General features: G+C 61.6%; 22 protein-coding genes and 1 pseudogene. 9 read left to right on the top strand and 14 right to left on the bottom strand.

What is annotated here, in order from left to right; translation table 11 throughout:
• Window positions 1–51: 51 nt before the first annotated feature.
• On the top strand, window positions 52–2424 hold the full coding sequence (locus G9X67_RS12640; RefSeq protein ID WP_138329472.1) for an alpha-amylase family glycosyl hydrolase: 2373 nt from the start codon (window positions 52–54) through the stop codon (window positions 2422–2424).
• Between the two features lie 19 nt (window positions 2425–2443).
• Here the strand turns inward: G9X67_RS12640 and G9X67_RS12635 are convergent, their stop codons facing one another.
• Together G9X67_RS12635 and G9X67_RS12630 are read right to left on the bottom strand one after the other, a co-directional pair.
• A complete protein-coding gene (locus tag G9X67_RS12635; RefSeq protein ID WP_138329471.1) occupies window positions 2444–2632 on the bottom strand; it encodes a hypothetical protein in 189 nt (62 codons plus the stop codon).
• Window positions 2633–2723: 91 nt separating this feature from the next.
• Window positions 2724–3068, bottom strand: coding sequence for a hypothetical protein (locus G9X67_RS12630; protein ID WP_171598780.1), 345 nt, complete (start codon window positions 3066–3068; stop codon window positions 2724–2726).
• A 158-nt stretch (window positions 3069–3226) separates the two neighbouring features.
• Here G9X67_RS12630 and G9X67_RS12625 point away from each other — a divergent pair, with 158 nt between their 5' ends.
• The 6 genes from G9X67_RS12625 (at window position 3227) to G9X67_RS12600 (ending at window position 8925) form a co-directional block, all read left to right on the top strand.
• Window positions 3227–3622, top strand: coding sequence for a hypothetical protein (locus G9X67_RS12625; protein ID WP_138329470.1), 396 nt, complete (start codon window positions 3227–3229; stop codon window positions 3620–3622).
• A gap of 208 nt (window positions 3623–3830) precedes the next feature.
• Window positions 3831–4661 (top strand): metallophosphoesterase, encoded by an 831-nt coding sequence (locus tag G9X67_RS12620; protein WP_138329469.1) that lies wholly within the window; start codon window positions 3831–3833, stop codon window positions 4659–4661.
• A complete protein-coding gene (locus G9X67_RS12615) occupies window positions 4658–5884 on the top strand; it encodes an ABC transporter ATP-binding protein (protein WP_138329468.1) in 1227 nt (408 codons plus the stop codon). The genes G9X67_RS12620 and G9X67_RS12615 overlap by 4 nt, the downstream gene beginning before the upstream one ends.
• Complete coding sequence (locus G9X67_RS12610) at window positions 5877–6800, top strand: sugar ABC transporter permease (protein ID WP_138329467.1); 924 nt, start codon at window positions 5877–5879, stop codon at window positions 6798–6800. The genes G9X67_RS12615 and G9X67_RS12610 overlap by 8 nt, the downstream gene beginning before the upstream one ends.
• Window positions 6797–7633, top strand: coding sequence for a carbohydrate ABC transporter permease (locus G9X67_RS12605; RefSeq protein WP_138329466.1), 837 nt, complete (start codon window positions 6797–6799; stop codon window positions 7631–7633). Before G9X67_RS12610 ends, G9X67_RS12605 begins: the two co-directional genes overlap by 4 nt.
• 26 nt (window positions 7634–7659) lie before the next feature.
• Window positions 7660–8925, top strand: a complete 1266-nt coding sequence (locus G9X67_RS12600) for an ABC transporter substrate-binding protein (RefSeq protein ID WP_138329465.1) — start codon at window positions 7660–7662, stop codon at window positions 8923–8925.
• Window positions 8926–8996: 71 nt separating this feature from the next.
• On the opposite strand, the gene G9X67_RS12595 is transcribed toward G9X67_RS12600, so the two are convergent.
• A complete protein-coding gene (locus G9X67_RS12595) occupies window positions 8997–9977 on the bottom strand; it encodes a substrate-binding domain-containing protein (protein WP_138329464.1) in 981 nt (326 codons plus the stop codon).
• Between the two features lie 303 nt (window positions 9978–10280).
• Here G9X67_RS12595 and G9X67_RS12590 point away from each other — a divergent pair, with 303 nt between their 5' ends.
• Window positions 10281–13124 (top strand): insulinase family protein, encoded by a 2844-nt coding sequence (locus G9X67_RS12590; RefSeq protein WP_210258875.1) that lies wholly within the window; start codon window positions 10281–10283, stop codon window positions 13122–13124.
• Between the two features lie 14 nt (window positions 13125–13138).
• Here G9X67_RS12590 and G9X67_RS12585 read toward each other — a convergent pair whose 3' ends face one another.
• The 3 genes from G9X67_RS12585 to G9X67_RS12575 all read right to left on the bottom strand — a co-directional run bounded on the left by G9X67_RS12585 (window position 13139) and on the right by G9X67_RS12575 (window position 15536).
• Complete coding sequence (locus G9X67_RS12585; protein WP_171598779.1) at window positions 13139–13819, bottom strand: GNAT family N-acetyltransferase; 681 nt, start codon at window positions 13817–13819, stop codon at window positions 13139–13141.
• Window positions 13816–14307: a MarR family transcriptional regulator gene (locus tag G9X67_RS12580; RefSeq protein WP_138329461.1), complete on the bottom strand. Its 492-nt coding sequence runs from the start codon at window positions 14305–14307 to the stop codon at window positions 13816–13818. Before G9X67_RS12580 ends, G9X67_RS12585 begins: the two co-directional genes overlap by 4 nt.
• A gap of 116 nt (window positions 14308–14423) precedes the next feature.
• Window positions 14424–15536, bottom strand: a complete 1113-nt coding sequence (locus tag G9X67_RS12575; RefSeq protein WP_171599045.1) for an MFS transporter — start codon at window positions 15534–15536, stop codon at window positions 14424–14426.
• A gap of 232 nt (window positions 15537–15768) precedes the next feature.
• On the opposite strand from G9X67_RS12575, the gene G9X67_RS12570 reads away from it, so the two are divergent.
• Complete coding sequence (locus tag G9X67_RS12570; RefSeq protein ID WP_138329459.1) at window positions 15769–17277, top strand: winged helix-turn-helix domain-containing tetratricopeptide repeat protein; 1509 nt, start codon at window positions 15769–15771, stop codon at window positions 17275–17277.
• Window positions 17278–17301: 24 nt separating this feature from the next.
• Here G9X67_RS12570 and G9X67_RS12565 read toward each other — a convergent pair whose 3' ends face one another.
• The 8 genes and pseudogenes from G9X67_RS12565 to G9X67_RS12535 all read right to left on the bottom strand — a co-directional run bounded on the left by G9X67_RS12565 (window position 17302) and on the right by G9X67_RS12535 (window position 23024).
• Window positions 17302–17835: a YidB family protein gene (locus tag G9X67_RS12565; protein ID WP_138329458.1), complete on the bottom strand. Its 534-nt coding sequence runs from the start codon at window positions 17833–17835 to the stop codon at window positions 17302–17304.
• A gap of 171 nt (window positions 17836–18006) precedes the next feature.
• Window positions 18007–18348, bottom strand: a complete 342-nt coding sequence (locus G9X67_RS12560; protein WP_029875156.1) for a hypothetical protein — start codon at window positions 18346–18348, stop codon at window positions 18007–18009.
• Window positions 18349–18634: 286 nt separating this feature from the next.
• Window positions 18635–19096 (bottom strand): DUF411 domain-containing protein, encoded by a 462-nt coding sequence (locus tag G9X67_RS12555; RefSeq protein ID WP_138329457.1) that lies wholly within the window; start codon window positions 19094–19096, stop codon window positions 18635–18637.
• 56 nt (window positions 19097–19152) lie between these two features.
• Window positions 19153–19440 (bottom strand): copper-binding protein, encoded by a 288-nt coding sequence (locus G9X67_RS34725; RefSeq protein WP_138329456.1) that lies wholly within the window; start codon window positions 19438–19440, stop codon window positions 19153–19155.
• Window positions 19441–19464: 24 nt separating this feature from the next.
• Window positions 19465–19941, bottom strand: a pseudogene (locus G9X67_RS34720) (plastocyanin/azurin family copper-binding protein); the annotation flags it as partial.
• A 32-nt stretch (window positions 19942–19973) separates the two neighbouring features.
• Window positions 19974–21320, bottom strand: coding sequence for a copper oxidase (locus G9X67_RS12545; protein ID WP_171598777.1), 1347 nt, complete (start codon window positions 21318–21320; stop codon window positions 19974–19976).
• A 13-nt stretch (window positions 21321–21333) separates the two neighbouring features.
• Window positions 21334–22800 carry a TolC family protein gene (locus G9X67_RS12540; RefSeq protein WP_171598776.1) on the bottom strand — a complete coding sequence of 489 codons (1467 nt, stop codon included), beginning with the start codon at window positions 22798–22800 and terminating at the stop codon, window positions 21334–21336.
• Window positions 22797–23024 (bottom strand): hypothetical protein, encoded by a 228-nt coding sequence (locus tag G9X67_RS12535; RefSeq protein ID WP_171598775.1) that lies wholly within the window; start codon window positions 23022–23024, stop codon window positions 22797–22799. Before G9X67_RS12535 ends, G9X67_RS12540 begins: the two co-directional genes overlap by 4 nt.
• Window positions 23025–23106: the final 82 nt, after the last annotated feature.

The raw sequence follows: 23106 nt of genomic DNA, 5'->3' as shown, positions 1-23106 counted from the left end.
ACAGACGCATAGGCAGAATCTGGCGAAGTCCAACGTGGCCCGGAGGATCCGATGACCGTTAATGTTCAATTCCGGTTTCGCAGCGGCTTGCCGTCGACGGCGTTCGATAATGTCCGTCTCCGCGGCAGTTGGGACGAGCAGGGCCGTCCCTCGAACGAGTGGACATCTGTTCCGATGCAGCGCTCTCGCGACGAGGATGGTTATGATGTCTTCGTCGCCAGGGTTTCTTTTCCCGATGACGAGATCGACACGCATTTTCGCTGGGGGATCGAACTCGATCGCCCCGGCGCTTCAAGCCTGTGGGCGATCGCCGCCGAATTGGACGACGAGGCCTCGACGCGTCGTGAACGCTCCTTCGATCTCCAGCAGGGGATAGCGCCGCAGACCTACTATCTGACATGGATCGGCCGTCTGGGGGCCAACCGCGTTGAAAGGCGCAACAGTGCCGACGGCATTCGCTTTTCGGTCTGGGCGCCGAATGCGCGAGATGTCTTGCTCGTCCTGGCCGATCCCGCCATTGGCTATATCGCCGACGACGGCACCGGAACGGTTGCAACCATCAGGATGCGCAGGTCCATTGATGGCTTCTGGAGCATTGAAACCGGCGAGGATCACGGCCTTTCCGATTTCGACAGCATGGTCGGGACGCCCTATATGTACCGCATCACCAGGGATGATGGATCGCTCGCCTACCGCACCGATATCTGGTCCCTCATGCAGATCGGCGCGGGAGACTTCGATCCGGATGGAGCGATCTATCACGGATCGCCGGCCGCATTGGACGGACCGCAAAGCTGCTCGGTCGTCTGCGATCCGAAGCGGGTCGTACTTCCATCCGGGCAGGAGGTTGCCGCCGAGACGTTCTGGGCTGACGAATTCGTTGGAGGTCGAACACTTCCGGAGCGGCTTGAGGATCTGGTGATCTATGAACTGCACGTCGGCGCGCTCGGTTTCGGCAAGGCCGCGCCCGGCACGCTTGATGATGCCATCGCCTTCATCGAGCATCTTTCGGCACTCGGCGTCAACGCAGTGGAACTGCTGCCGATTGCGGAATTCGAAATGCGGGCCAACTGGGGTTACGGCACGTCGCATTTCTTTGCCGCCGACCAGGGGGCTGGCGGCACCGACCGGCTGAAGATGTTCGTCAAGATCTGCCACCAGCGTGGCATCGCCGTCATCCTCGATGTTTGTTACAATCACTTCGATCCGGACGGCGAGCGGGCGCAATGGGCCTATGATTCCAACGATCACACCCGCAATATCTATTATTGGTATGAGGGAACTCCCGGCGATTACGCCGATCCCACAGGCGGCTACATCGACAACGTCTCCACGGGATGGGCGCCCCGCTTCGATGAGGAAGCCGTGCGCCAGCTTTTTATCTCCAGCGCAGCATTTCTCGTCTCCGTCTGCCATATCGATGGTTTCCGGCTCGATCAGACAAGTTCGATCCACCAATATCCGGTCCTGCATGCCGATGGCCGGCGCGCCGATCGGGCCGCTGCCTTCGGGGCCAAGTTTCTGAAGCAGTGGACCCGCACGATGCGGCTGATCAAACCGCAGCTTTTCCTGACGGCCGAGGATTATTCGGACTGGTCGGCGATGACCGAGCCGAGCCTGACCGGCGACGGGCTCGGCTTCGATGCGACCTGGTACGGCGATTTTCATCACAACCTCGTCGAATATCACGGCGGCGCACAGGCGCAGCTGTTGAAGAATGCCGGTTTCGGGGACAAGCGGGCGCTGACCATGTCGTCTCTTGCCGGCGCGCTGCAAACGAGCGCGCGATCCAAGGTGGTCTACAACCAGTCGCATGACGATTGCGGCAATCGTGAGGGATCGGCGCGAACCGCTGTTATCGCCGTCAATTTCGCGCCGATCGTCGGCGAGACCAGGGCATGGGCGGAGGCGAGATCGAGGTTCGCGGCGGCGATGACGCTGCTATCGCCGGGCACGCCGATGTTTTTCATGGGCGAGGAAATCGGCGCCCAGAAGCCCTATCGCTACAATGATTTCCTCGACAACCGGGAGAATATTCTCGGCGAAGCTGATGGTAGCGGCGCAGGGATGCTCAGCTGTTATCGCGATCTGATCGCGCTCAGCGTCCATCAGGATGCCATTCGCTCCCGCAACATCGACATTCCCCTGGTTCACGACGAAAATCGGGTGATCGCGTTTCATCGATGGAATGACGGCGAGGATTTCCTCGTCGTGGGGTCGCTGAACGATGCTCCCTTCGAACACGGCTATCGGCTGCACAGCGAACGTCTGGGCGATGATCTCTGGGAGGAGATCTTCAATACCGATGCTGACAAATATGGCGGCTGGAACGTTGGTAATGGCGGCGGAAGGATCAGAGCCACTGCGGGAGTGCTGAATGCCGTGTTGCCGGCATCAGGCGTTCTGGTCTTTCGTAGGTTGTGACGCGCCACGCCCGGAACGGTCAGACAAAGCCGAGCGGCAGATTTTCCACTTTCCTGTCATTGGCGTAGTCGCGCTCATGCGGCGAGCGACGGCGGCCGTCGCGGCGAGCGGAAAGATCGATCCGGTTTTCGGCGAAAATTCCGTCGGGCCAGGTGCCGGTGTCATGGCAATCGGCGTCGATCTTGGGGGCAAGGATTTTCAGGATCATCGGGGGTTCCTCCAGGCGGAGCATCAACATTTGGAAAGGGCGTCCGGTTCCTTTTATAAATCCAGAATTATTAATAAATTAACCATAAAACTCAGGAGCGAGGGGCGCGGCGGCATTTGATCCGGTCACTCGCGAAAGGGATGACTAATGACGAGGACATCGACGCCAGCATCCCCTCGGTCGCCCGGATCAGCCGCGCCGTGCGCGCCATCACCTCGGTTCCGGCCTCCGTCTCGGCAATCGCGGTTGCCAGACCGTCCAGTCCGTCCGCCACCTGGATCAGTTTCGGCAGCATATCGGCCCGTCCGACCGCCTCAGTCGATCTGGCAAGCTTACGTAGCGCTTCTGAATAGCTCGATATCAAAGCGAGTTTCTGATCTGCGGGAATAGTGGAGAACGAGCGTTTCTCGGAAGGCGACAGCGGCAATTTCGGCATGGATGCGACCTGTTGAACTGCGTATGAACTCGCATAGCCGCTTTTTGTTCCGAGCTGGCCCATTGCTCGATGACCCATCGCTTTGCCCGGAAATGGCGTTGCCGTGGAACTCCGGACCTGGATGGGCCGTTGAGGTGCATGAAACACAGGAGGTTTCCATGCAGCTGATCGATACGCGAGTTACACAGGCCGGCGACATCTTTACCGTCGAATTCCTGGGCGAGGGAGGAGAATCGATTTCCGTCAAAATCGACAACTCCCATGGCGAACTCGATGATACGAAGGCGGTCGACCACGCCAAGGTCATGATGGTTCAGCTGACCTCTTTTGCCGGCGTGGAAGCAGATGGCAGCATCAACCGTTACGATGCCTTGAGCAACGGCAATTTCGACGAAGGCAGCAAGGGCTTGATCGGCCAGCCGAGTGCGCGCTCGGCCGGCGACAGGCAAACGTTGGAAGAGGAACTCGATGAAGGCCTCGAGGACAGCTTTCCTGCAAGCGACCCAGTTTCGGCAACGGTATCGTCCATTCCCGCCAACGCACCACGGCACTGATTGCAACGCAATTGCGTATTCTTAATTCCAAATACAGGTGAAGGCTGTCCCGGTTCCGGCAGGCGGTCTTCACCAGCATGACAGATTGATGTCAGAACTGAGAAACAGCTGAAAACTTCAGCTGTGTGATTGACATGGGAGCCTTCTAGAGAGGGCACGAGAAGGGAGCGCCGGTGAGGCGCTGCCGACGTTTCGGAGACGCGCCCCCATGAAAATCATTCAGATCACCGACACTCATTTCAGCCCCGATAAGCCGCATTTCAACGGCAATTGGGCGCCGCTTCTGAGCTGGATCGAAGAGACCGGCGCGGACCTGATCGTCCATACCGGCGATCTCACCGTCGATGGCGCCGACAAGGACGCGGATATCACCTTCTCGATGGACCTGATGCGTCAGGTGTCTATCCCGATGCTGATCGTCCCCGGCAATCACGATGTCGGCCATCTCAAAGGATCGGACCAGCCGGTCAATGCCGAGCGGCTGTCGCGCTGGCGCAGCCTAGCCGGCCCCGACCGCTGGCTGGAGGATGCGGCCGGCTGGCGCTTCATCGGATTGAACGCGCTGCTTCTCGGCCATGAGGATGACGAAGAGGAGGCGCAGTTCGAATGGCTCGATCAGTCGCTGTCCGGCAGGGCAGGGCGGCGCGTAGCGTTGTTCGCGCACAAGCCGCTGTTCGTCGATGCACCCGACGAAGGTGATACCGGATATTGGAGCGTTCGCCCGACTCAGCGCCGCCGGCTCTATGATCTGATTGCTGCCCATGACGTGGCGCTGTTTGCGAGCGGCCATCTCCACTGGGCCTGGCAGGGGCGCTTTGACAATACCCAGCTGACATGGGGTCCCTCGGCCGCCTTCATCATCGACAAGATGGAGCGCGAGATGCCGGGCGAGCGCCTGATCGGCGCGGTCGTCCACGAATTCGATACGACAGTCGAAAGCACCATCGTCTCCGTTCCCGGCATGACCGCGCATGTGCTCGACCATGTCGTGCACGAAGTCTACCCCCAGGCGGTCAAGCAGCGGGAACCCGTCGAATGAGCGCGCTCTCGCTTCGCGGCATCACCAAGGCGTTCGGCGGCAACCAGATCCTTAGTGGTGTCAGCCTGGATGTCGCCGCCGGCGAATTCATCGCGCTGGTCGGCCCTTCCGGCTGCGGCAAGAGCACGCTGTTGCGCGTTCTCGCCGGCCTCGACCACGCCGACCAAGGCGAGATCCTGATCGGCGGGCTGGATATGTCGGGCGTTGCCGCTGCCGACCGCAACATCGCCATGGTCTTTCAGTCCTACGCGCTCTATCCGCATCTGACGGCCTCTGAGAATATCGCCGTGCCCTTGGCCATGCGCCGGCTGTCGAGGTTGCAGCGACTGCCCTTCATCGGGTCGTTGATACGGGGCCAGCGCGCCACCCGCAGGGCGATCGCCCGCGACGTCAGGGATATGGCGACATCGCTTAAGATCGACCATCTGCTCGACCGCAAGCCCGGCCAGATGTCGGGCGGCCAGCGCCAGCGCGTGGCGCTGGCCCGCGCCATGGTGCGCCAGCCGAGCATCTTCCTGATGGACGAACCGCTCTCCAATCTCGATGCCAATCTGCGCGTCCACGCCCGCGGCGAGATCGTCGACCTGCATCGCCGCGCCGGCGTGCCGACGCTCTATGTCACCCACGACCAGGCGGAAGCGCTGTCCATGGCCGACCGGGTCGCCGTGATGATGGGCGGAAAGTTGCTGCAGATCGCGAGCCCCGAGGTCATCTATGACGATCCCGCCCATATCGAGGTCGCCCGCTTCATCGGCCAGCCGCGCATCAATCTGCTGCCGGCCTATGCCGAAGGCGGCGTCATTCTCTGCGGCGGCCTGCGTCTGACGCTTGAAAATGCGCACGACGGGAAGATGCCGGTCACGCTCGCCATTCGCCCTGAATTCGTCTTTCTGTCCAAGAACCGGCATGACGGCCTTGCCGCCCGGATCGAACGCGTCGAATTCCTGGGCTCCGAAGTCATCCTCCATTGCCGGCTCGAGGCGATCGGCGAGACTATCGTTGCCAAGGTTCAACCGTCGGAAGCCTCCGGCCTTGTGGCCGGCGATCCGGTCGGGCTGCGGCTTTCGCCCGGCCGCACGCTGATCTTTGCCGAGGACGGCAGCCGGCTGGCCGGCGGCGTTGCAACGGGTGATGCCGGGCTCGCAATAGGCGATGCCGGGCTCGCTGCAAGCGATGCCGGGCTCGCAATAAGCGATGCCCAGCGGGAGAGGGCGCATGGCTAGCATCGTCTCCATGGGCGTGCCACACGATGCCGCCGTTGCGCATCGGCGCAGCGAGGCCCGCATCGCCTGGATGCTGGTGATGCCGGCTATGATCCTGCTGTTCCTCTTCGTGCTTTTGCCGGTTGTATCAGTCATCGTGCTCGGCTTCACCGATTTCGAACTCGGCTACGGTAAGTTCCGTTTCGTCGGCTTCGAGAATTACGCGCACCTGATCACCGACCGGACGTTTCGCAAGTCGCTGTGGAATACGACGGTGTACACGGCGCTCGTCGCACCGGTCTCGATCCTTCTCGGCCTCGGCATCGCCATGCTGATCGAGAGTGAGACTAAGGCGCGCAGCTTCTTCCGCACCGCCTATTTTCTGCCGGTCGCTTCGCTGATCGTCGCCATGGCGACCGTCTGGCAATATATGTTCCACCCCACAATCGGCCCGCTCAATGCGCTGCTCGCCCTCGTCGGGCTTCCAGGCCCGAACTGGGTCGGCAGCTCCGGCACGGTGCTCTACAGCCTCTCGATCATCGGCGTCTGGCAATCGGCCGGCTTCAACATGGTGCTGTTCCTCGCCGGGCTGACGGCGATCCCGCGCGAGCTTTACGCGGCAGCCGAGGTGGATGGCGCCAGATCCTCCCTCGACCGTTTTCTGCTCGTCACCTGGCCGATGCTCGGGCCGACGACGCTCTTCGTCATCACCATCAGTATCACCAATTCAGTCAAGGTCTTCGAAACGGTGAAGACTCTGACCGAGGGCGGCCCGAACAAGGCGTCGGAGGTGCTGCTCTTTACGATCTACCAGGAGGGCTTCGTCTACCTGCGCGTCGGTTATGCCTCGGCGATGACGGTGGTTTTCCTCCTGATACTGGTGGTGCTGATGTTCCTGCAGTACCGCATTCTCGACCGCCGGGTGCATTACACATGACTACGAGCGCTTTTTCCCTCGGCAGGATCATCCGTCTCACCTTGCTTTCCTTAGGCGCGATCATCTTCCTCTCGCCCTATGTCTTCATGATCTCGACGGCAGGCAAAGCCCAAAGCGACATCTTCACCTCGTCGCTGTCGTTGATCCCGGCGCACTTCACCTATGCCGAGAATTTCGCCAAGGCCTTGAGCCGAGTGCCGATGGCGCAGCTGTTGTGGAACGGCGTCGTCGTCTGCGGGCTGATCTTTTTCTTCCAGGTGCTGGTGGCGATCCCTTGCGCCTATGCCATGGCAAAGCTGCGCTTCGGCGCCGCCCGCGCCATGATGGTGCTTGTCATGCTCGGCCTGCTGGTGCCGATCCACGCGACCGCGCTCCCGCTCTATGTCGCTTTCGACCGCGCCTCGCTGCTCAACAGCTATGCCGCCCTTGTCGCGCCCTTCACCATTTCGGTCTTTGCGATCTTCATGTTCCTGCAGTTCTTCCGCGCCATGCCGGATGATCTCATCCATGCCGCGCGTCTCGACGGCATGTCGGAACTCGGCATTGTCGCCCGCGTCATCGTGCCGAATGCCTGGCCGGCGGTCACCGCCTTCGCCATCTTTTCGGTCGTCGCCCATTGGAACGATCTCTACTGGCCGCTGATTGTCATCAGCAAGCAGGACTACGCTACGCCGCCGCTCGGTCTGATGTATTTCCGCGCCGCCGAGGCCGGCGACGACTACGGCGCGCTGATGGCGGCGACCCTCATCATTACCCTTCCCCTCGTCATCGCCTTCCTGCTTGCGCAGAAGCGCTTCGTCGAGGGCATCACCATGACCGGTCTCAAAGGCTGACCGGTTTCAACCCAGGAGAACGAGCGATGAAACATATCACCCAGCTTCTCGCCGCAGCGGCCGTCTCGATGGCAATCGCGCTTCCCGCGCATGCCGAGACGACGCTGACGGTTCATTACCCGATGCCGGGCTTCTTCAAGGACGTGATGGATACGATCTCGAAGAAGTTCATGGAAGAAAATCCCGATATCAAGATCCAGTTCGCCAGCCCGTCGGCGACCTATGAAGAAGGCATCCAGACGATCCTTCGCCAGGTCGGCACCAGCGCAATGCCCGATATCACCTTCATCGGCCTCAACCGCCTGCGCATGCTCGACGAACGCGACGTCGCCGTCGACCTCGGCCCGCTCGTCCAGAAGGACGGCAATATGGCCGAGCAGGGCTTCTCCGACACGATCCTCAAGCTTGCCCAGGTCAAGGGCAAGCAGGTGGGCCTGGCTTTCGCGACTTCCAACCCGATCATGTATTACAACGCCGATCTCGTGAAGGCGGCCGGTGGCGACCCAGAAAATCCGCCGAAGACCTGGGATGAGGTCATCGCGCTCGGCGGCAAGATCAAGGCGCTCGGCGATGGCGTCGACGGCATCGATTTCCGTTGGCAGGGTGATGACTGGATGTTTTCGGCACTGCTCTTCGGCGCCGGCGGCAAGATGCTGAGCGACGACGAAAGCAAGGTCGCCTTCAACGGCCCGGAAGGTCAGAAGGCCGTCGAGGTCCTGCATCGCCTGGTCACCGAGGGCGGCATGCCTGTGTTCACCAAGGCCGCTGGCGAACAGGCTTTCGCAGCCGGCAAGGTCGGTTTCGAATTCCAGACCACAGGCGCGCTGCGCAACACGATCAAGAATGTCGGCAACAAATTCGATCTGCGCACCGCCAAGATCCCATTGATCGATCCGGTGAATGGCCGCCTGCCGACCGGCGGCAACGCCGTCGTCATCCTGACGCATGACGCCGCCAAGCAGGATGCCGCCTGGAAGTTCGCCAAATTCGCCGCCGGCCCTTATGGCGCTTCCGTCGTCGTGCCCGGCACCGGTTATGTCCCGAACAACGAACTCGCCGCGAAGTCGGCCGATTATCTCGGCGATTTCTACAAGCAGAACCCGCTGTTCCAGGCAGGCCTCAGCCAGATGCCGGTGATGATCCCCTGGTATGCCTTCCCAGGCTCGAACGGCGTCAAGGTCACGCAGACGATCGTCGACAATCTCTCGCGCATCGTCGACCAATCGGCCGAGCCGAAGGAAGCGCTCGATGACGCAGCCGCCGATGTCGAGGGCATGCTGCCGCGCAGCTGATCGGCTTCCCGATCGGGAACAGGGCAAGGCCGCCACGCCGAGCGCGTGGCGGCCTTCTTGTTTCGCAAGCGTCAGATGGCGCGCACGGTGCCGCCGCGGCGAAGCGTATAGGCGACATCGAGATGACGGGCAGGGGCGGCATTCTCCGCCATGTCGAGAAGCAGCGAGGCGGCCGTTGCCCCCATGCTGGCATCCGGCATTTCGATGGTCGTCAGGGGTGGATCGATCAGCCGGCCGATGGCGATGCCGTCGAAGCCGGCGACCGAAACATCCCCAGGCACCGACAGTCCCTCGCGCTTCAGCGCGCCGATGACGCCGAGCGCCAGCAGATCGTTGGAGGCGATGATCGCCGTCGGCGCAAGCGAAGTCATCGCGACGCCAAGATCGAGCTGGTCATAGCCGCTGACGAACGGGATCTGCACGGCATCGAGGGGTGTCAGCCCGCTCACGGCCATGGCGTCGAGGTAACCGCGGTAGCGAAGGTGGGCGCGGTCGGAGGCGGCAAAATTACCGGAGAGAAACAGAATGCGGCGATGGCCCATGCCGATCAGGAAGGTCGTGATCTCGCGGCCGGCGCCGCGATTGTCGGCGGTAACAGCCGCCGGAAACTGCGCCGTCGGCAGGTTGTTGAGCAGCACGGTCGGCGGGAGCTTCGCAAGCAGCGCCTTGCTGGTGGATGGATCGCAGACGGTGAGGATCAGCCCGGTCGGCCGGTCGTTCAAGAGTGCTGCGACGGCATCGGCCTCGCGCGCCGGATCGTAATTCGACTGGGCGATCAAGACACCATGCCCGGCCACCAGCATGCGGTTCTGGATGCTCGACAGCGACGAGGCAAAGACGGGATTGGTGATGCTCGGGATCAGCACGCCGATGACGGGCCTGCGTCCGAGCCGCCCAGCAGACAGACCGGCCGGGCGATAGCCGAGTTCGGCGGCCGCACGGCGCACCTTGCGCACCATCAGGTCGCTGGCCGGTCCGTTGCGGTTGAGAACCCTGCTTGCGGTCGCCAGCGAGCATCCTGCTCGGAACGCGACCTGCTCCAATGTCGCCATCGAAAAACGCCTCCTGGTGACTGCATCGAGGCGCAATCCCTTAGGCGGGTTCGATGACATTGGTCTGACACCTAGAGCATGATGCCGAAAAGTGTGAGCGGTTTTCGGACGACATCATGCTCTAACTCTTTAATTGAGAACAGGATTCAGATTTTAGGCCGACCGGGCCTAAAATCATCCTGTTCTCAGGCAGAGTTATCTACTTCTTATTCATTACACACATGGAAGTTGATGGGAAATGCAACCTGTGGAATAGTCAGATTGACGCCATCTACCCTCTTCATTCTCATCACCTGGACAAGAATGTCTCACAAAATGGAATGCTCCACGGTGTGCTGGTTTCTCGCGACGGTCTCCCTCGTCGCAAGCTTCACATCGCCAGCCTATGCGAACAGCCTGTCCGTGCCCTGGCCACAAACGCAAAGCGACATCAAAGCCGACCCTCATGTGCGTTTCGGCATGCTCGCCAACGGCATGCGGTTTGCGATCATGCGCAATGTCACGCCGCCCGGACAGGCAGCGATCCGCTTTCGCATTGGCTCAGGTTCGCTCGACGAAAACGACAACCAGCAGGGTCTGGCGCATTTTCTTGAGCACATGGCCTTCAAGGGTTCGACACATGTCGCCGAAGGGGAGATGATCCGTATCTTGCAGCGCAAGGGTTTGGCTTTCGGGCCGGACACCAACGCCCATACCTCTTATGACGAGACTGTCTATGCACTCGATCTGCCCGAGGTTGATGCAGACACGGTTTCGACGGGCCTGATGCTGATGCGAGAAACGGCGAGCGAGCTGACCCTCGACGCCGGCGCCTTCGATCGCGAACGCGGCGTCATCCTGTCGGAGGAGCGGCTGCGCGACACGCCGCAGTATCGCGCGGCGCTCGAAATCATGAATTCGTTGCTCGCCGGCAAGCGCGCGACCATGCGGGCACCGATCGGTAAAGCCGACATCATCAGCAATGCGCCTGTGGCCCTTGTCCGTGATTATTACCGGGCCAATTACCGACCCGATCGGGCAACGCTGGTGGTGGTGGGCGATGTCGACCCCGTCGCCATGGAAACGGAAATCCGGCAGCGCTTCGGCGACTGGAAGGCTGTGGATCCGACGCCGACAAAACCGGATCTCGGCACGCTGGTGACGAAAGGCGAAAGCGCCAACCTCATCGTTGTTCCCGGCGGCATGACGAGCGTACAGGTCGCCTGGACACGTCTCTATGACGCCGCGCCTGACACCTTCGCCAAGCGCTGCGCTGAGCTTATTGAAAATCTCGGTCTCATCGTGCTCAATCGCCGGGTTAGCACCATCGCCGGCAAGGCGGATGCTCCATTCATCAGTGCGGGCATCGGCTCTCAAGATCTCCTCGATTCCGCTCATGTCGTCCTGATCGCGGCGAACTCCGAGCCGGACAAATGGCAGGCGGCGCTCACGGCCATTGACCAGGAACAGCGTCGTATCCAGGAGTTCGGCGCTACGCAGGCGGAAATCGATCGCGAAATTCTCGACTATCGCTCGGCCCTGCAGGCTGCTGCGGCCGGAGCCGCGACGCGCACGACCACCGACGTCGCTTCCATGTTGGCGAGCAGCATCGATGACGATCAAGTCTTCACCTCGCCTACCGAAGAACTCTCGCTGTTCGAGACGATGACGAACGGCGTCACGGCGGCCGAGGTCAATCAGGCGCTGCAGCGTGCTTTCTCCGGCAACGGTCCACAGGTCGTGCTGCAGACGGCCCAATCACCTGAGGGCGGAGCCGACGCGGTTCGGCAAGTCTACGATGCGTCGAATGCCGTTGCCCTCTCGGCACTATCCAGTGCAACTGACGTCGCCTGGCCCTACGCCCATTTCGGCGCGCCGGGCGCTGTGGTCGAACGCCGCGCCATCGACGATCTCGGCTTGACCATGGTGCGCTTTTCCAACGGCGTGCGGCTTACCGTCAAGCCAACCAAGCTGCGTGCCAACGAAGTGCTGGTGCGTGAAGATATCGGCGGCGGTCGGCTGCACCTGCCGCACGACCGTTCCGCTCCGATCTGGGCATCTCCGGCCGTCGTGCTGTCCGGCGTGCAGGCCATGGATTACCAGGATATCCAGAAAGCGCTGACGGCCAACATCGTCAGCATCGATTTTTCGGTAGGCGACAGCTCCTTCAGGTTCGACGGTCATACAAGGACTGAAGATCTTGCGACGCAACTGCAGCTCATGACCGCATACACCTCCGATCCTGCCTATCGCCCCGCGGCGTTCAAGCGCGTGCAGCAAGCCTATTTGAGCGGTCTCGATCAGTATGAGGCGACGCCCGGCGGCATTGTCAGCCGCGATTTCCCAGGTCTCGTGCATTCGGGCGACCCGCGCTGGACCTTCCCCGATCGCGCGCAGTTGTCGGCCGCTCATCCAGACGATTTCGAGGCGCTATTCCAACCTATGATCTCCAACGGCCCGATCGATATCACCATTGTCGGCGACGTGGCGGTGGATGACGCGATCCGGCTGACGGCTGAAACCTTTGGCGCCCTGCCGCCGCGCCCGGAGATGATGTCGAGCGACGATCGGAACGAGGTGCGTTTTCCGGTGACGAACGAGAAGCCCGTTGTGGAGACCCATAACGGCAGGGCAGATAACGCCGCCGCCGCGGTAGGGGCTCCGATTGGTGATTTGCTTTCCGACCTGCCGCGGTCCTTCGCCGCCAATCTCGCCACCCAGATTTTCCAAAACAGGTTGATCGACCAGTTTCGCATCGCAGAAGGAGCAGGTTATGTGCTGGAGGGCGATGCTGACCTGTCAAGTGAAGTCCCTGGCTACGGCTACGCATATTTCTACGCCGAGACAGACCCGGCAAAGGTCGCGCGCTTCTACGCACTCGTCGACGAGATCGCCGAGGATCTGCGGTCGCATGATGTCTCCCCGGACGAACTTGCGCGCGCCCGGGAACCCATCATCGAGACACTGAAGCATCAGCAGCAGGGTAACGAATATTGGATTGAATATTTGCGCGGCGCTCAGACGGATTCGCGCGGCTTAGACCGGATACGCGACAATCTCAGCGGCTACGACAAGGTCGCCGCCGCAGATATCCGCGCGTTTGCCGCGACTTATTTCAGCCCGGAAAAATTCTGGAAATTCGAAGTGCTGCCGCCGCCGGTGCGATAGGTCGTGGGCACGGCTCAGGAACGGCGTTTGACCACGCGCATGTTCATCTCCGCGCGAAGCGCAAAACCATGTGTCTTGTAGAGCGAAATGGCCGACGTGTTCGCCGCATAGGCGTGCAGATAGGCGGTGTCGCCGCTCGATGCGATTTCGCCGGCAACGAAGCGAAAGAGCAGGGTGCCGAGGCCGCGTCCCTGGAAATCGGGATGGGTGCAAAGCCCGCTGAGCTCGATGAAGCCTGTCTGCCGCATCCGTTGCCCGGCCATCGCCACTAGGCGGCCTTCGCTCTTGATCCCCCAGAAGCTGCCGAGGCTTTGGGCTCGCAACGTGAACGGCCCAGGTTTGGTCAGTGTCGCCAAATCAAGCATGTCGGCGGCATCGGACTCCGTCAGCGGCTGGATGCGAGAATCCGAAATCCTCTCATGGGGCCGCTCGGCAACCATCTGGACCACCGATGCTTCCGCGGCGACGGCAAGACCCGGTGGAATGGCGATCGGCCCGGATTCGACGAGAATCATGCTCTCCTCCGGCGAAAGCAGGTTCTTCAGGGCGTCGAGGCTCTCCGGCGTATCGTCGGCTGATGCCGCGAAAGGAACGATGGAGGGTGGGTATCGCCGCGCGGACATGCCACCTTCGGCAAGATCGGCATGCGCGGTCTCCAACGCGCTCCAAATCGGTCGGTCGAGAATATGTTTCATTGTGTTTCCTCCTTGGCGGCGTTGCGGCGCGCAAGCGGCACCGCCGCAAGCCCGTCCTCGATGGCCGCGAGCTGTTCGAGGATCGGCCCGTCGAGATCGCCGCAGAGATCCGCAACGGCGGCGGCGATGCGCGGCCAGATCACCTTTTTCGAATGATCGACGAGGTCCTGTCCCTTGTCGGTCAGCGAGACCAGTCTCCGGCGCTGATCATCCGGGGCCGGCTGCATGTCGACGTAACCGAGTTCGAGAAGCTGGCCGATGGTGCGGGTTGCGCCGGGCTGGGTGATGCCCACCGCCTGTGCGAGCTCGCCGATCGTCAGCGGCCCTGACCGATCGATCGCTGCAAGGAATGGATATTGGCCCGCCTGAATGCCGAGACCGGCCTCGTCGATGACCTGCTGGGTATCGGCCTGCAGCCTTTCTCCGATGCGCCGCAGCCGGCTGCCCATGCACAGAAACCCGAGCGTTCGGACCACATCCTCGACCATGCCGATCTCCATTTGTATGGGATGTTATATAACATGTTATGCATTAAATGGCAATTCTTCTGAGCAAAGGGCCGGCAGGTGAAGCCGGGGCAGGGCGGCACGAGCAAGTGCCTCGATCAGCCCCGCCATCTCCTGGCCACCAGAAACACCGCCAGCACACAGCTGAGCAGGCCAAGGGACAATGGCAAACCCTGATGTCCGATCAGTTGCATCGCCAGTCCTGTCGCGGGCGATCCGACGATGCCGCCGATGCCCCATACCAAGGCGAAGGTCGCATTTCCGGCGATTAGGGCCTGGCCGGTGAAACGCTCGCCGAGCTGGATCAGCGACAAGGTGTAGATCCCGAACGAGACCCCGCCCCAGACGAAAACGAGCGGCCAGATAAGCCACGAATTGAAGGCCGACGGCAGCAGCAGGCAACTGGCGAGGCAAGCCAGGACACAGAAGAGCATCATCCGCGTCGAGCTGAACCGTTCGGCCAAGCGCCCGAGCAAAATCTGCAGCACGGCATTGCCGGCGATGAAACAGGTGATCAGCGAAGCGATACGCCCCTCGGCGCTGCCGAGGGCTGCGCCATAGACCGCGAAGAGGGAAAGCAGGGTCTGCTCGAAGGCGGCAGCCGTGAAAACCGCGAACAACAGCAGCGGCGCCAGTGCGAAGAAGCCGCCGACCGATGTTGCCTCGCCTTCGTCAGGCATCTCAGGCAGGCGTGGGACGACCGCAAGCACGATCAGGCCGCAGAGGAGGAGGGCCGCAATACCGATCAGGAAGGGCGGCCAACCCTCAGTGCCGGTGAGCCAGAGCGACAGCGGGCCGATGGCGAAGCCGCCCGAAACGATCGACGAATAGAGACCCATGATCCGGCCCCGGCGCGGCGCTGGCGTGATCGTGACCAGCCAGGTTTCGCTGATCACGTAAAGCGGATTGGCGAAGACGCCGAGCAGGAAGCGCAATGGCATCCAGGCCCACACGTCCTCAGCCCAGGCGATCGCAATCAGGGCGAGGGCGGCCAGGATCGAACACAGGATCGCCAGCCGCGCCCCACCCACGCGCCGCGAAAGTGCCGGAATGAAGAGTGCGGATAGAATGAAACCGAGCGGCGTCATCGCCGCCGACAAGCCGATCAGGCCCGATGTCGTTCCCTGCCGCTCCAGGATGAAGCTGAGCAGCGGATAGGTCAGCCCCTGCGCCACGGCGAACACCGTGACCGTCGCGATGATGCCCGCCATCGCGGCCCATGGGATATGATCCGCTCGCAGCGATGTCGTGCCGTGCAAGCGCCGATGCGACAGGTCAGCCGGTTCCACGCAGGAAATATCGTTCACAGTGACCTCCATAGGGTTTGAAGGACCGAGGGCCTTCTACCTGAAAGAGGATGAATTCTGCAGGATAGGGTGAGCGTCGTACTTAAGCTTTCCCAAAAAGTTCTCAAAAACGTCCAAACCGATTATAGATGCGCCCATGCAGGGATCGCGCTTTGCCTTTGGTCCGTTCGTGCTTGATCCGGGGGCTGGAACGCTCCTTCGGAACGATGATCCCGTTGCTGTTGGCCACCGCGGGGTCAAGCTGCTCGCTGCACTCGTTGAACGACCCGGCGAAATCTTGGGGAAGGCCGAGTTGATGGACGCGGCGTGGCCGGGGATATCAGTCGAGGAAGGCAACCTCACTGTCCAGATTGCCCAGCTGCGCAAGCTGCTTGGTCCGCCCGCCGACGGCGGTGAATGGATCTCCACGGTTCCGCGCATCGGCTACCGCTTCATAGGCGCCGTCAACCAGTTGGGTGGCGTGAAACGAAAACCTTTGCCGCTGCCTGACAAACCATCGATAGCAGTGCTGCCCTTCGTGAATATCAGCAACGATCCCCAGCAGGAATCCTTCGCGGACGGGCTGACCGAAGACCTGATCACCGACCTCTCCAGGATGCCGGGCCTGTTCGTCATCGCCCGCAACTCGGCCTTTGCCTACAAGGGCAAGGCGAGGGATGTGCGCGAGATCGCCGAGGAGCTCGGCGTGCGCTACCTGCTGCAGGGCAGCGCAAGACGCGCAGGGGGACAGGTGCGCATCAACGCCCAACTGGTCGATGCGGCAAGTGGCGATCATCTATGGGCGGAACGCTTCGATCGCAGCCTGGACGATATCTTTGCCGTTCAGGATGAGGTGGCGGCCAAGATCGTCGAGGCGCTGCTCGGCCGGCTGCGCGTACCGCCGCCGCGCAACCGGCCCAAAAATCTCGAGGCTTACGATCTCTGCGTGCGGGCGCGCAGGCTGATGGACGATACGCCGCAGACGGCGCGGGAAGCGCATCTGATGCTGACGCGCGCGATTGTCCTCGATCCTAATTATGCCGAGGCCTACCGCTGGCTTGCCATGAACCACTGGATGGGAGAGGTGCATAGCGGCGGACCAACGCAACCCACCCGTGACCTTGCTTTGGGGCTGGCGCGCAAGGCTGTCGCGATCGATCCCAACGATGCCGGCTGCCGCTGGATACTGGCTTACCTACTTGCCTATGAGCGCAGCTTCGACGAGGCGGAAGCGGAATTTGCCAAGGCGATCGAACTCGACCCGAACGAGGCCGACACCTTCGCGGCGCTATCCGACATCGCGGTCCTGGCCGGGCGGGTCGGGGAGGGCCTCGAGCATATCGCCAAGGCCTTCCGGTTGAACCCGTTTCCGGCAAGCTGGTACTATCTGGCGCTCGGCCAGGCGCAATATGCCGCCGGCCAATACGCAACCGCCGTCGAGACGCTGCGCAACGACGAGACCTATCGCACGAGCTCACGCCGTTTCCTGGCGGCAAGTCTTGCCCAACTCGGCCGGCTCGACGAGGCACGCGCCGAGGCCGAACTGTTTCTCGTCGCCAACCCGGATTTTTCAACCCGCCACTGGGCGGCGACCGAGCCATTCCGCGACGCTCGGACGCTTGAGCATTTCGTTGACGGCTACCGCAAGGCGGGACTTCCGGAGTGACGCGTGCCTCAAGACGGCCCGTGATTAGATGGTGCCGGGCCGCGTGGAGGTGGTGAACTGGCTCGCGGAAGACAAAAAATCCTCTTCGGCGGTGGGCAGTTTTCCGTTTGGTGTCAGGTCGTCGACCGCTTTGGGAAGATCGCGCTTCAGCCGCTCAAGAATCTCTTGATGCGAAAGGCCGGTATTGGCAGCGATCTCGTTGAGAACCTCCGGCCCCAGTGCTTCCGCGAGCTGGCCGTCATCGATGTCGGCATTTGGACCGGGCTGTACCCACGACTCCGCCTTGTCACCGTGACCATTCTGCTGAAACGTCTTCAGCAGATCGCCGAGACCGCCGCTGACGATGCTGCCTGATGTCAACCCGCCCAGAAGGCCGCCGAGACCACCCGAACCGGTCAGTCCGCCAAGAAGGCCGCCAAGCCCGCCGGGCTGCTGGTTTCCCGCGCCAGCCTGCTGGGGGTTCTGGATGCCCCGTAGGAGCTCTCCGATCTTGTCTCTGTTTTGGTAGCCGGCAACGGCAAGGACGGCGAGAAGCGCCTTCAATTGACCGCTCATCATGATGAATCCTCCTATGGTGCTCCAAGGTGCACGCGACCCAAAGTAGGGCGCTGCATGGGCAGCAATGTCCAGAGGGGCCAAAGGTTCCGCCGCTTTGAAAACAAGGGCTCACGGCTGACCGTTCGACGATCTCGAAGGCCAGCTGTCCCACTTCATTTGCTCACGCCGCGGTCAGATTTCCGGGCAGCCTCGGCGGTTTGCAAAGGTCATTCGTTCCGGTCCACGGCGAGTCATCCCCTGCACGACGATACTGCGGGGAGACATGCGTACGATCTGCGCTCTGCGAAGTCCTTCGCTACGTGCGATGTCGAGAGCATCATCCGGGTCGCATCCGCGCCGTCCGCGCCGATCATATCCGTCATATCTGTCACGATCGCGATTACGATCGTAAACCCCGACGCCACCGGGGCCGACCCGCAACTCCAAGTCCTGCGCTGCCGCGATCGTCGGCGAGATCGTCAAGCCGCTTATCGCAGCCAAGCCGACCAGTACGAACTGAAGAGATTTCCGCATGAGTTCCTCCCATGATCCTATGTTTATCGTAATGACAACATCGCCATGCGAGATTTGTTCCTTGAGGTAAGAGGGCTCGGTGAGGGCGCCGAACGTGTCGTTCGTCTCATCGAAAGCGCGTCGCATGAATCCAATTCGATGCGGCGCGCTTTAAAGATCATTCGTTTCAACAGCCATGTTCGACGCCGTCGACGCGGCAACCGGTCGATCAGTCTCAGTCTGGCGCAGCGCGATTCCGCTCCGGTTCCCTGATCGGCCGCCGGCTCTGGCCTGATCGATCGCGACGTCAGCCCTTCCGGGGACGGACCTCCAGGAATACGTATGGCGCGCCGGTTCCCGAGGGGATCGCATATACATCATAGGACGCCTGCGGGTCGTCGCCCATCCCCAACGAGCCGGACGGCATGCCCGGCACGGCCAGCCCTCGGACCGGCGGTCGCTCCTGCAACAGGCGCTGGACGGCATCGAGCGGCACGTGTCCCTCGACGTAATATTCCTCGACGACGGCGGTGTGGCACCCCTGCATGTCGGCCGGCACGCCCAACCGCGCCTTGACCGCTGCAAGGTCGTCGGTGTCGCGAGCGTCGAGGGAAAATCCTGCCGCTGCCATCGCCTTCGACCATTCATGACAGCAGCCGCAGTTTGGATCCTTGTAGACGGTCATCTTCGCCGGCGCGGCGGCGCGTGTCCCTCCGCCAAGGAACGCCAGGGCGGATGCCGCCATTGTAATAAAGCTTCTCCTGTGCATCGTCTCCACTCCTTGATGTTCTGCCGCCCGGATCGAGACCGGGCGGCAGGAGCCCCCTATTTTACTTCGGTGACGGTCAGCTTGCCATTCACGCGTTCGGCGACGAACTCGATCTTCGAACCTTCCTTCAGCCTTTCGAGCAGAGCCGGGTCTTCGACCCGGAAAACCATCGTCATCGCAGGCATGTCGAGGTTCTTCAGCTCCTCATGCTTGATGGTCACCTTGTTCGCTTTGGCGTCGACCTTGTTGACGACACCCTTGGTGAATTCCTGGGCGAACGCACCAAAGGCCGCGCTGGCAGAGAGCAGGACGGCCACGCTGATTTTGATCATGGCAGTTTTCATGTTCGTAGCTCCTTTTTTGCGGATTTTCCCAGCGACGGTGACGTCGCCGTGCATGCCGGCTTCGTAATGGCCGGGGATCAGGCAGGCGAACTTGAATTCGCCGTCGGTAGTGAACTTCCAGACGATCTCGCCGGATTGACCAGCCGGAAGGCGGATGGAATTGGCGTCGGCGTGTTCCATTTCCGGGAACTTCTCCATGATCTTCTTGTGCTCCAGAATCTTGTCTTCCTGATCGAGCACGAATTCGTGGTCGATCGTTCCGGCATTCTTGATCGCGATCTTGACCGTCTGCCCCTTGCGGACGTTGAAGGCTGCGGGAGTAAACAGCATCTTTCCGTCGTCGGTTTCCTTCATCGTGACGCGGATGGTCTGTGTCGCCTTGGCCTTGTCGCCGGGTTCTCCGATAGCCATCTTCTCGCCGTGGCCGCCGGCATGATTGCCGGAGGCAAGTGCTGGCGACGCGAGTGCTGCGAGGGCCAATGCCATAAGATAATTTTTCATCCGTAATTCCTTTTCGATGTTGAGATCGGATCTCAGCCGTTTGTCGGCTTCGGCGTGATTTGCGTTTTTGCATCTTTGGCCTTGGTCACGTCCGGAAGTTCTCCGGTCCACTCGAAGGCCTGCGTTCCGGGCGGGTTTTCGTACCAGCCAGGATCTGAGTAATCGTCCGCCGAAATCCCCTCGCGGACCTTCACGACCGAGAACATGCCGCCCATTTCGATCGGACCATGCGGCCCCCAGCCGGTCATCATCGGAACGGTGTTTTCGGGGATGGGCATTTCCATTTCGCCCATGTCGGCCATGCCCTTGGTGCCCATGGGCATGTATTCCGGCTGCAGCTTCCTGATCTTTTCGGCGACCTTCGATTTGTCCGCACCGATGAAGGTTGGAATGTCGTGACCCATGGCGTTCATCGTGTGGTGCGACTTGTGGCAGTGGATCGCCCAGTCGCCGAGATACTTGGCGTCGAACTCGTAGGCACGCATCGCGCCGACAGGGATGTCGATGCTCACCTCCGGCCACCGCGCTTCCGGCCGCACCCAGCCGCCGTCGGTACAGGTCACCTCGAAATCGTAGCCATGCATGTGGACCGGATGGTTGGTCATCGTCAGGTTGCCGACGCGGACCCGCACCCTGTCGTTCTTCGACATGACCAGCGGGCTGATGTCCGGAAACACGCGGCTGTTCCAGCACCACATGTTGAAGTCGGTCATCTCCATGATCCGCGGCACGTAGGAGCCGGGGTCGATGTCGTAGGCGTTGAGCAGGAAGACGAAGTCTCGGTCGACGCGCATGAACTTGGGATCTTTCGGATGGATCACGAAGAAACCCATCATGCCCATGGCCATCTGCACCATCTCGTCGGAATGCGGGTGGTACATGAAGGTGCCGGATTTCACGAGGTCGAACTCGTACACATAGGTCTTGCCAACTGGAATATGCGGCTGTGTCAGTCCGCCGACGCCGTCCATGCCTGACGGCAGGATCATGCCGTGCCAGTGGATCGTCGTGTGCTCCGGCAGCTTGTTGGTGACGAAGATGCGGACGCGATCTCCCTCGACCGCCTCGATCGTCGGTCCCGGTGACTGTCCGTTGTAGCCCCACAGATAGGCGGTCATGCCGTCTGCCATCTCGCGTTCGACCGGTTCGGCGACCAGGTGGAACTCCTTGACGCCATTGTTCATCCTGTGCGGCAGGGTCCAGCCGTTGAGGGTGACCACGGGCTGATAGTCTGGACCTGAGGCAGGGTGGAGTGGCGGCTGCATGTCCGCCGATTCCATGGTCGGTGCGTCGGGCAGGCCCATCGCCGCCGTCTTCGTCCAGGCGGCTGCGGTGAGCAGAGCGGCGCTGGCTCCTAAGAGTTGTCGTCTGTTGAACATGGAGTGTCCTTTCTCAATGACCGCCGCCAGCGCTGCTTTCGGAAGCAGCGGCGACCTCGGTCTCTGCCGACGCCTTCGTCGCGCCGCCGCCGTAGATCGCAGGCGCCAGATCGGCTTCGGCCAGCCAGAAATCTCGCTTCGCGTTGACGGAGAGCAGGATGGAGTTGATCTTGTCGCGGGTGTCTGTCAGCAGCTCGAAGGTGTTCGAGATCATGCCGTTGTAGGTCAGCAGGGATTCTTCCTCGACCTTGGTGCGCAGCGGCGCGACGCTATTGCGGTAGTGCCGCGCGATATCGTAGTTCGAGCGGTAAGCCTCGTAGGCGGAGCGTGCTTCCGAGCGGACGTTGACGGCTTTCTCCGCCAAGAGGTTCGCCGCCCGCATGTAGGCCAGCTCGGACTTGCGCATCCGGGCCTTGCCGGTGTCGAAGATCGGAATGGCGAATTCAAGCTCGACCTGCGCAGTGGTTCGCGTTTTCGTCTCGTCGTCCTCGATTTCGCGTTCCGTTTCGAAACCGGTCAGGACTTCGAGGTCGGTCACATAGCGTGTCGCCTCGGTGAGGCCGTGGGACTTGGCCGTGGCCTCAAGGTCGAGCTTTGCGATCTGCAGATCGATGCGGTTCCTGAGAGCCTCGGCCTCGATGGTATTGCGTCTGACGACGGAGTTGGGGAGCGGTGGCAGGCTGTTCGGGACCTGATAGTCCAGATCGGAGCCCCAGAGACCCATCAGCCGCGTCAACTCCTCCTTGGCAAGACGGGCGGACAGGCGGGCCTTCGCCGTTTCTCCGGCGAGTTCGGCGACGAAGACATGTTCACGGGCTTGAGCGCCCTTGGTCATTGCGCCGGTCTCGCCAAGCTTCTCCGCGAGTTCTGAGGCTGCGTCGGCGGTCGCCTGGGCACGCTGGAGCTGCCCGACGGTCTCCCATGACGCCACCGCGCCGATCCAGGCGCGCCGGGTGTCGGCGGCGACCTGAAGTGTCTTCACCGCCGAGGTCAATTGCGCTTGCCGGAAGCGGGTGTCGGCGATCGCCATGTCCCTGTTCTTCGTGGCGAGCGCCAGGATGTTCGTCGTGATCATCCCTTCGATCGTTTTGAACGCCTGCAGTTCCGGAGTTCCGAGCCCGGTCGTGCCGATGGAGACGGTCGGGTTGATGAACATCGTCGACTGCCAAGCGTCGGCGGCGCTGTCGCCAAGGTCGGCATAGGCGGCTTGGAGGCCCTTGTTGTTGAGCAACGCGATCTGGACGGCCGTCTCGACGTCGAGAGGCTTCGTCCGAGCAAGCAGACTTTTGACCTGCGCGGCCGCCGATCGGGCCTGGTTCTGGTTCTGGATCCAGACGGTCTCTTTCGCCGTGACAATGGCGGTTTTGTTGGCAACGGAGGTGAAACCCGCCTCTTTGCGGGAATAGTCGGCGCCTGTAACGCAGCCGCTCAAGGCGAGCGGGAGTGCCAGCGCCGCGATCAGTCTTGTGGTGCCGATCATGAGTCGTCTCCATTCATGGGAGACTGCAGATCGTTCTGTCTGCGCCAGGGTTTGGGATCGACCGGCTGCCGGGCGACATAGCCTGCGATCGGCGACCTGTATGCCGCCGGAAGTGCGGACGGCTGGTCGACCGCGGTGGGAGACGCCACCACGTCGGGAGGAAGTGTGGATGCGCAGCCACCGACGATAAGCGGCAGCCCCACCACGAAAAGCGAGGGTTTCATTATGAAATTTCCGAATAGGAGATAGCCTACGGGCCGCTCGCCCCGAAGCAGGCAAGCGTCCGACTAGACCCGATCAAACGGG

The sequence above is a fragment of the Rhizobium sp. WYCCWR 11152 genome (genome assembly GCF_013087615.1).
Taxonomy (GTDB): Bacteria; Pseudomonadota; Alphaproteobacteria; order Rhizobiales; family Rhizobiaceae; genus Rhizobium; species Rhizobium indicum.
This window is presented reverse-complemented; position numbering and strand designations above follow the sequence as displayed.

Excerpts from the sequence above, each read along its gene's own strand:
- G9X67_RS12570 (WP_138329459.1), top strand. The coding sequence starts at position 15,769 with ATGCAGGGATCGCGCTTTGCCTTTGGTCCGTTCGTGCTTGATCCGGGG.
- G9X67_RS12635 (WP_138329471.1), bottom strand. The coding sequence starts at position 2,632 with ATGATCCTGAAAATCCTTGCCCCCAAGATCGACGCCGATTGCCATGAC.
- G9X67_RS12610 (WP_138329467.1), top strand. The coding sequence starts at position 5,877 with ATGGCTAGCATCGTCTCCATGGGCGTGCCACACGATGCCGCCGTTGCG.
- G9X67_RS12540 (WP_171598776.1), bottom strand. The coding sequence starts at position 22,800 with ATGATCGGCACCACAAGACTGATCGCGGCGCTGGCACTCCCGCTCGCC.
- G9X67_RS12615 (WP_138329468.1), top strand. The coding sequence starts at position 4,658 with ATGAGCGCGCTCTCGCTTCGCGGCATCACCAAGGCGTTCGGCGGCAAC.
- G9X67_RS12595 (WP_138329464.1), bottom strand. The coding sequence starts at position 9,977 with ATGGCGACATTGGAGCAGGTCGCGTTCCGAGCAGGATGCTCGCTGGCG.
- G9X67_RS12585 (WP_171598779.1), bottom strand. The coding sequence starts at position 13,819 with ATGAAACATATTCTCGACCGACCGATTTGGAGCGCGTTGGAGACCGCG.
- G9X67_RS12580 (WP_138329461.1), bottom strand. The coding sequence starts at position 14,307 with ATGGTCGAGGATGTGGTCCGAACGCTCGGGTTTCTGTGCATGGGCAGC.
- G9X67_RS12555 (WP_138329457.1), bottom strand. The coding sequence starts at position 19,096 with ATGCACAGGAGAAGCTTTATTACAATGGCGGCATCCGCCCTGGCGTTC.
- G9X67_RS12600 (WP_138329465.1), top strand. The coding sequence starts at position 7,660 with ATGAAACATATCACCCAGCTTCTCGCCGCAGCGGCCGTCTCGATGGCA.
- G9X67_RS12640 (WP_138329472.1), top strand. The coding sequence starts at position 52 with ATGACCGTTAATGTTCAATTCCGGTTTCGCAGCGGCTTGCCGTCGACG.
- G9X67_RS12535 (WP_171598775.1), bottom strand. The coding sequence starts at position 23,024 with ATGAAACCCTCGCTTTTCGTGGTGGGGCTGCCGCTTATCGTCGGTGGC.
- G9X67_RS12630 (WP_171598780.1), bottom strand. The coding sequence starts at position 3,068 with ATGCCGAAATTGCCGCTGTCGCCTTCCGAGAAACGCTCGTTCTCCACT.
- G9X67_RS12620 (WP_138329469.1), top strand. The coding sequence starts at position 3,831 with ATGAAAATCATTCAGATCACCGACACTCATTTCAGCCCCGATAAGCCG.
- G9X67_RS34725 (WP_138329456.1), bottom strand. The coding sequence starts at position 19,440 with ATGAAAACTGCCATGATCAAAATCAGCGTGGCCGTCCTGCTCTCTGCC.
- G9X67_RS12545 (WP_171598777.1), bottom strand. The coding sequence starts at position 21,320 with ATGTTCAACAGACGACAACTCTTAGGAGCCAGCGCCGCTCTGCTCACC.
- G9X67_RS12625 (WP_138329470.1), top strand. The coding sequence starts at position 3,227 with ATGCAGCTGATCGATACGCGAGTTACACAGGCCGGCGACATCTTTACC.
- G9X67_RS12565 (WP_138329458.1), bottom strand. The coding sequence starts at position 17,835 with ATGATGAGCGGTCAATTGAAGGCGCTTCTCGCCGTCCTTGCCGTTGCC.
- G9X67_RS12590 (WP_210258875.1), top strand. The coding sequence starts at position 10,281 with ATGTCTCACAAAATGGAATGCTCCACGGTGTGCTGGTTTCTCGCGACG.
- G9X67_RS12575 (WP_171599045.1), bottom strand. The coding sequence starts at position 15,536 with ATGGCGGGCATCATCGCGACGGTCACGGTGTTCGCCGTGGCGCAGGGG.
- G9X67_RS12560 (WP_029875156.1), bottom strand. The coding sequence starts at position 18,348 with ATGCGGAAATCTCTTCAGTTCGTACTGGTCGGCTTGGCTGCGATAAGC.
- G9X67_RS12605 (WP_138329466.1), top strand. The coding sequence starts at position 6,797 with ATGACTACGAGCGCTTTTTCCCTCGGCAGGATCATCCGTCTCACCTTG.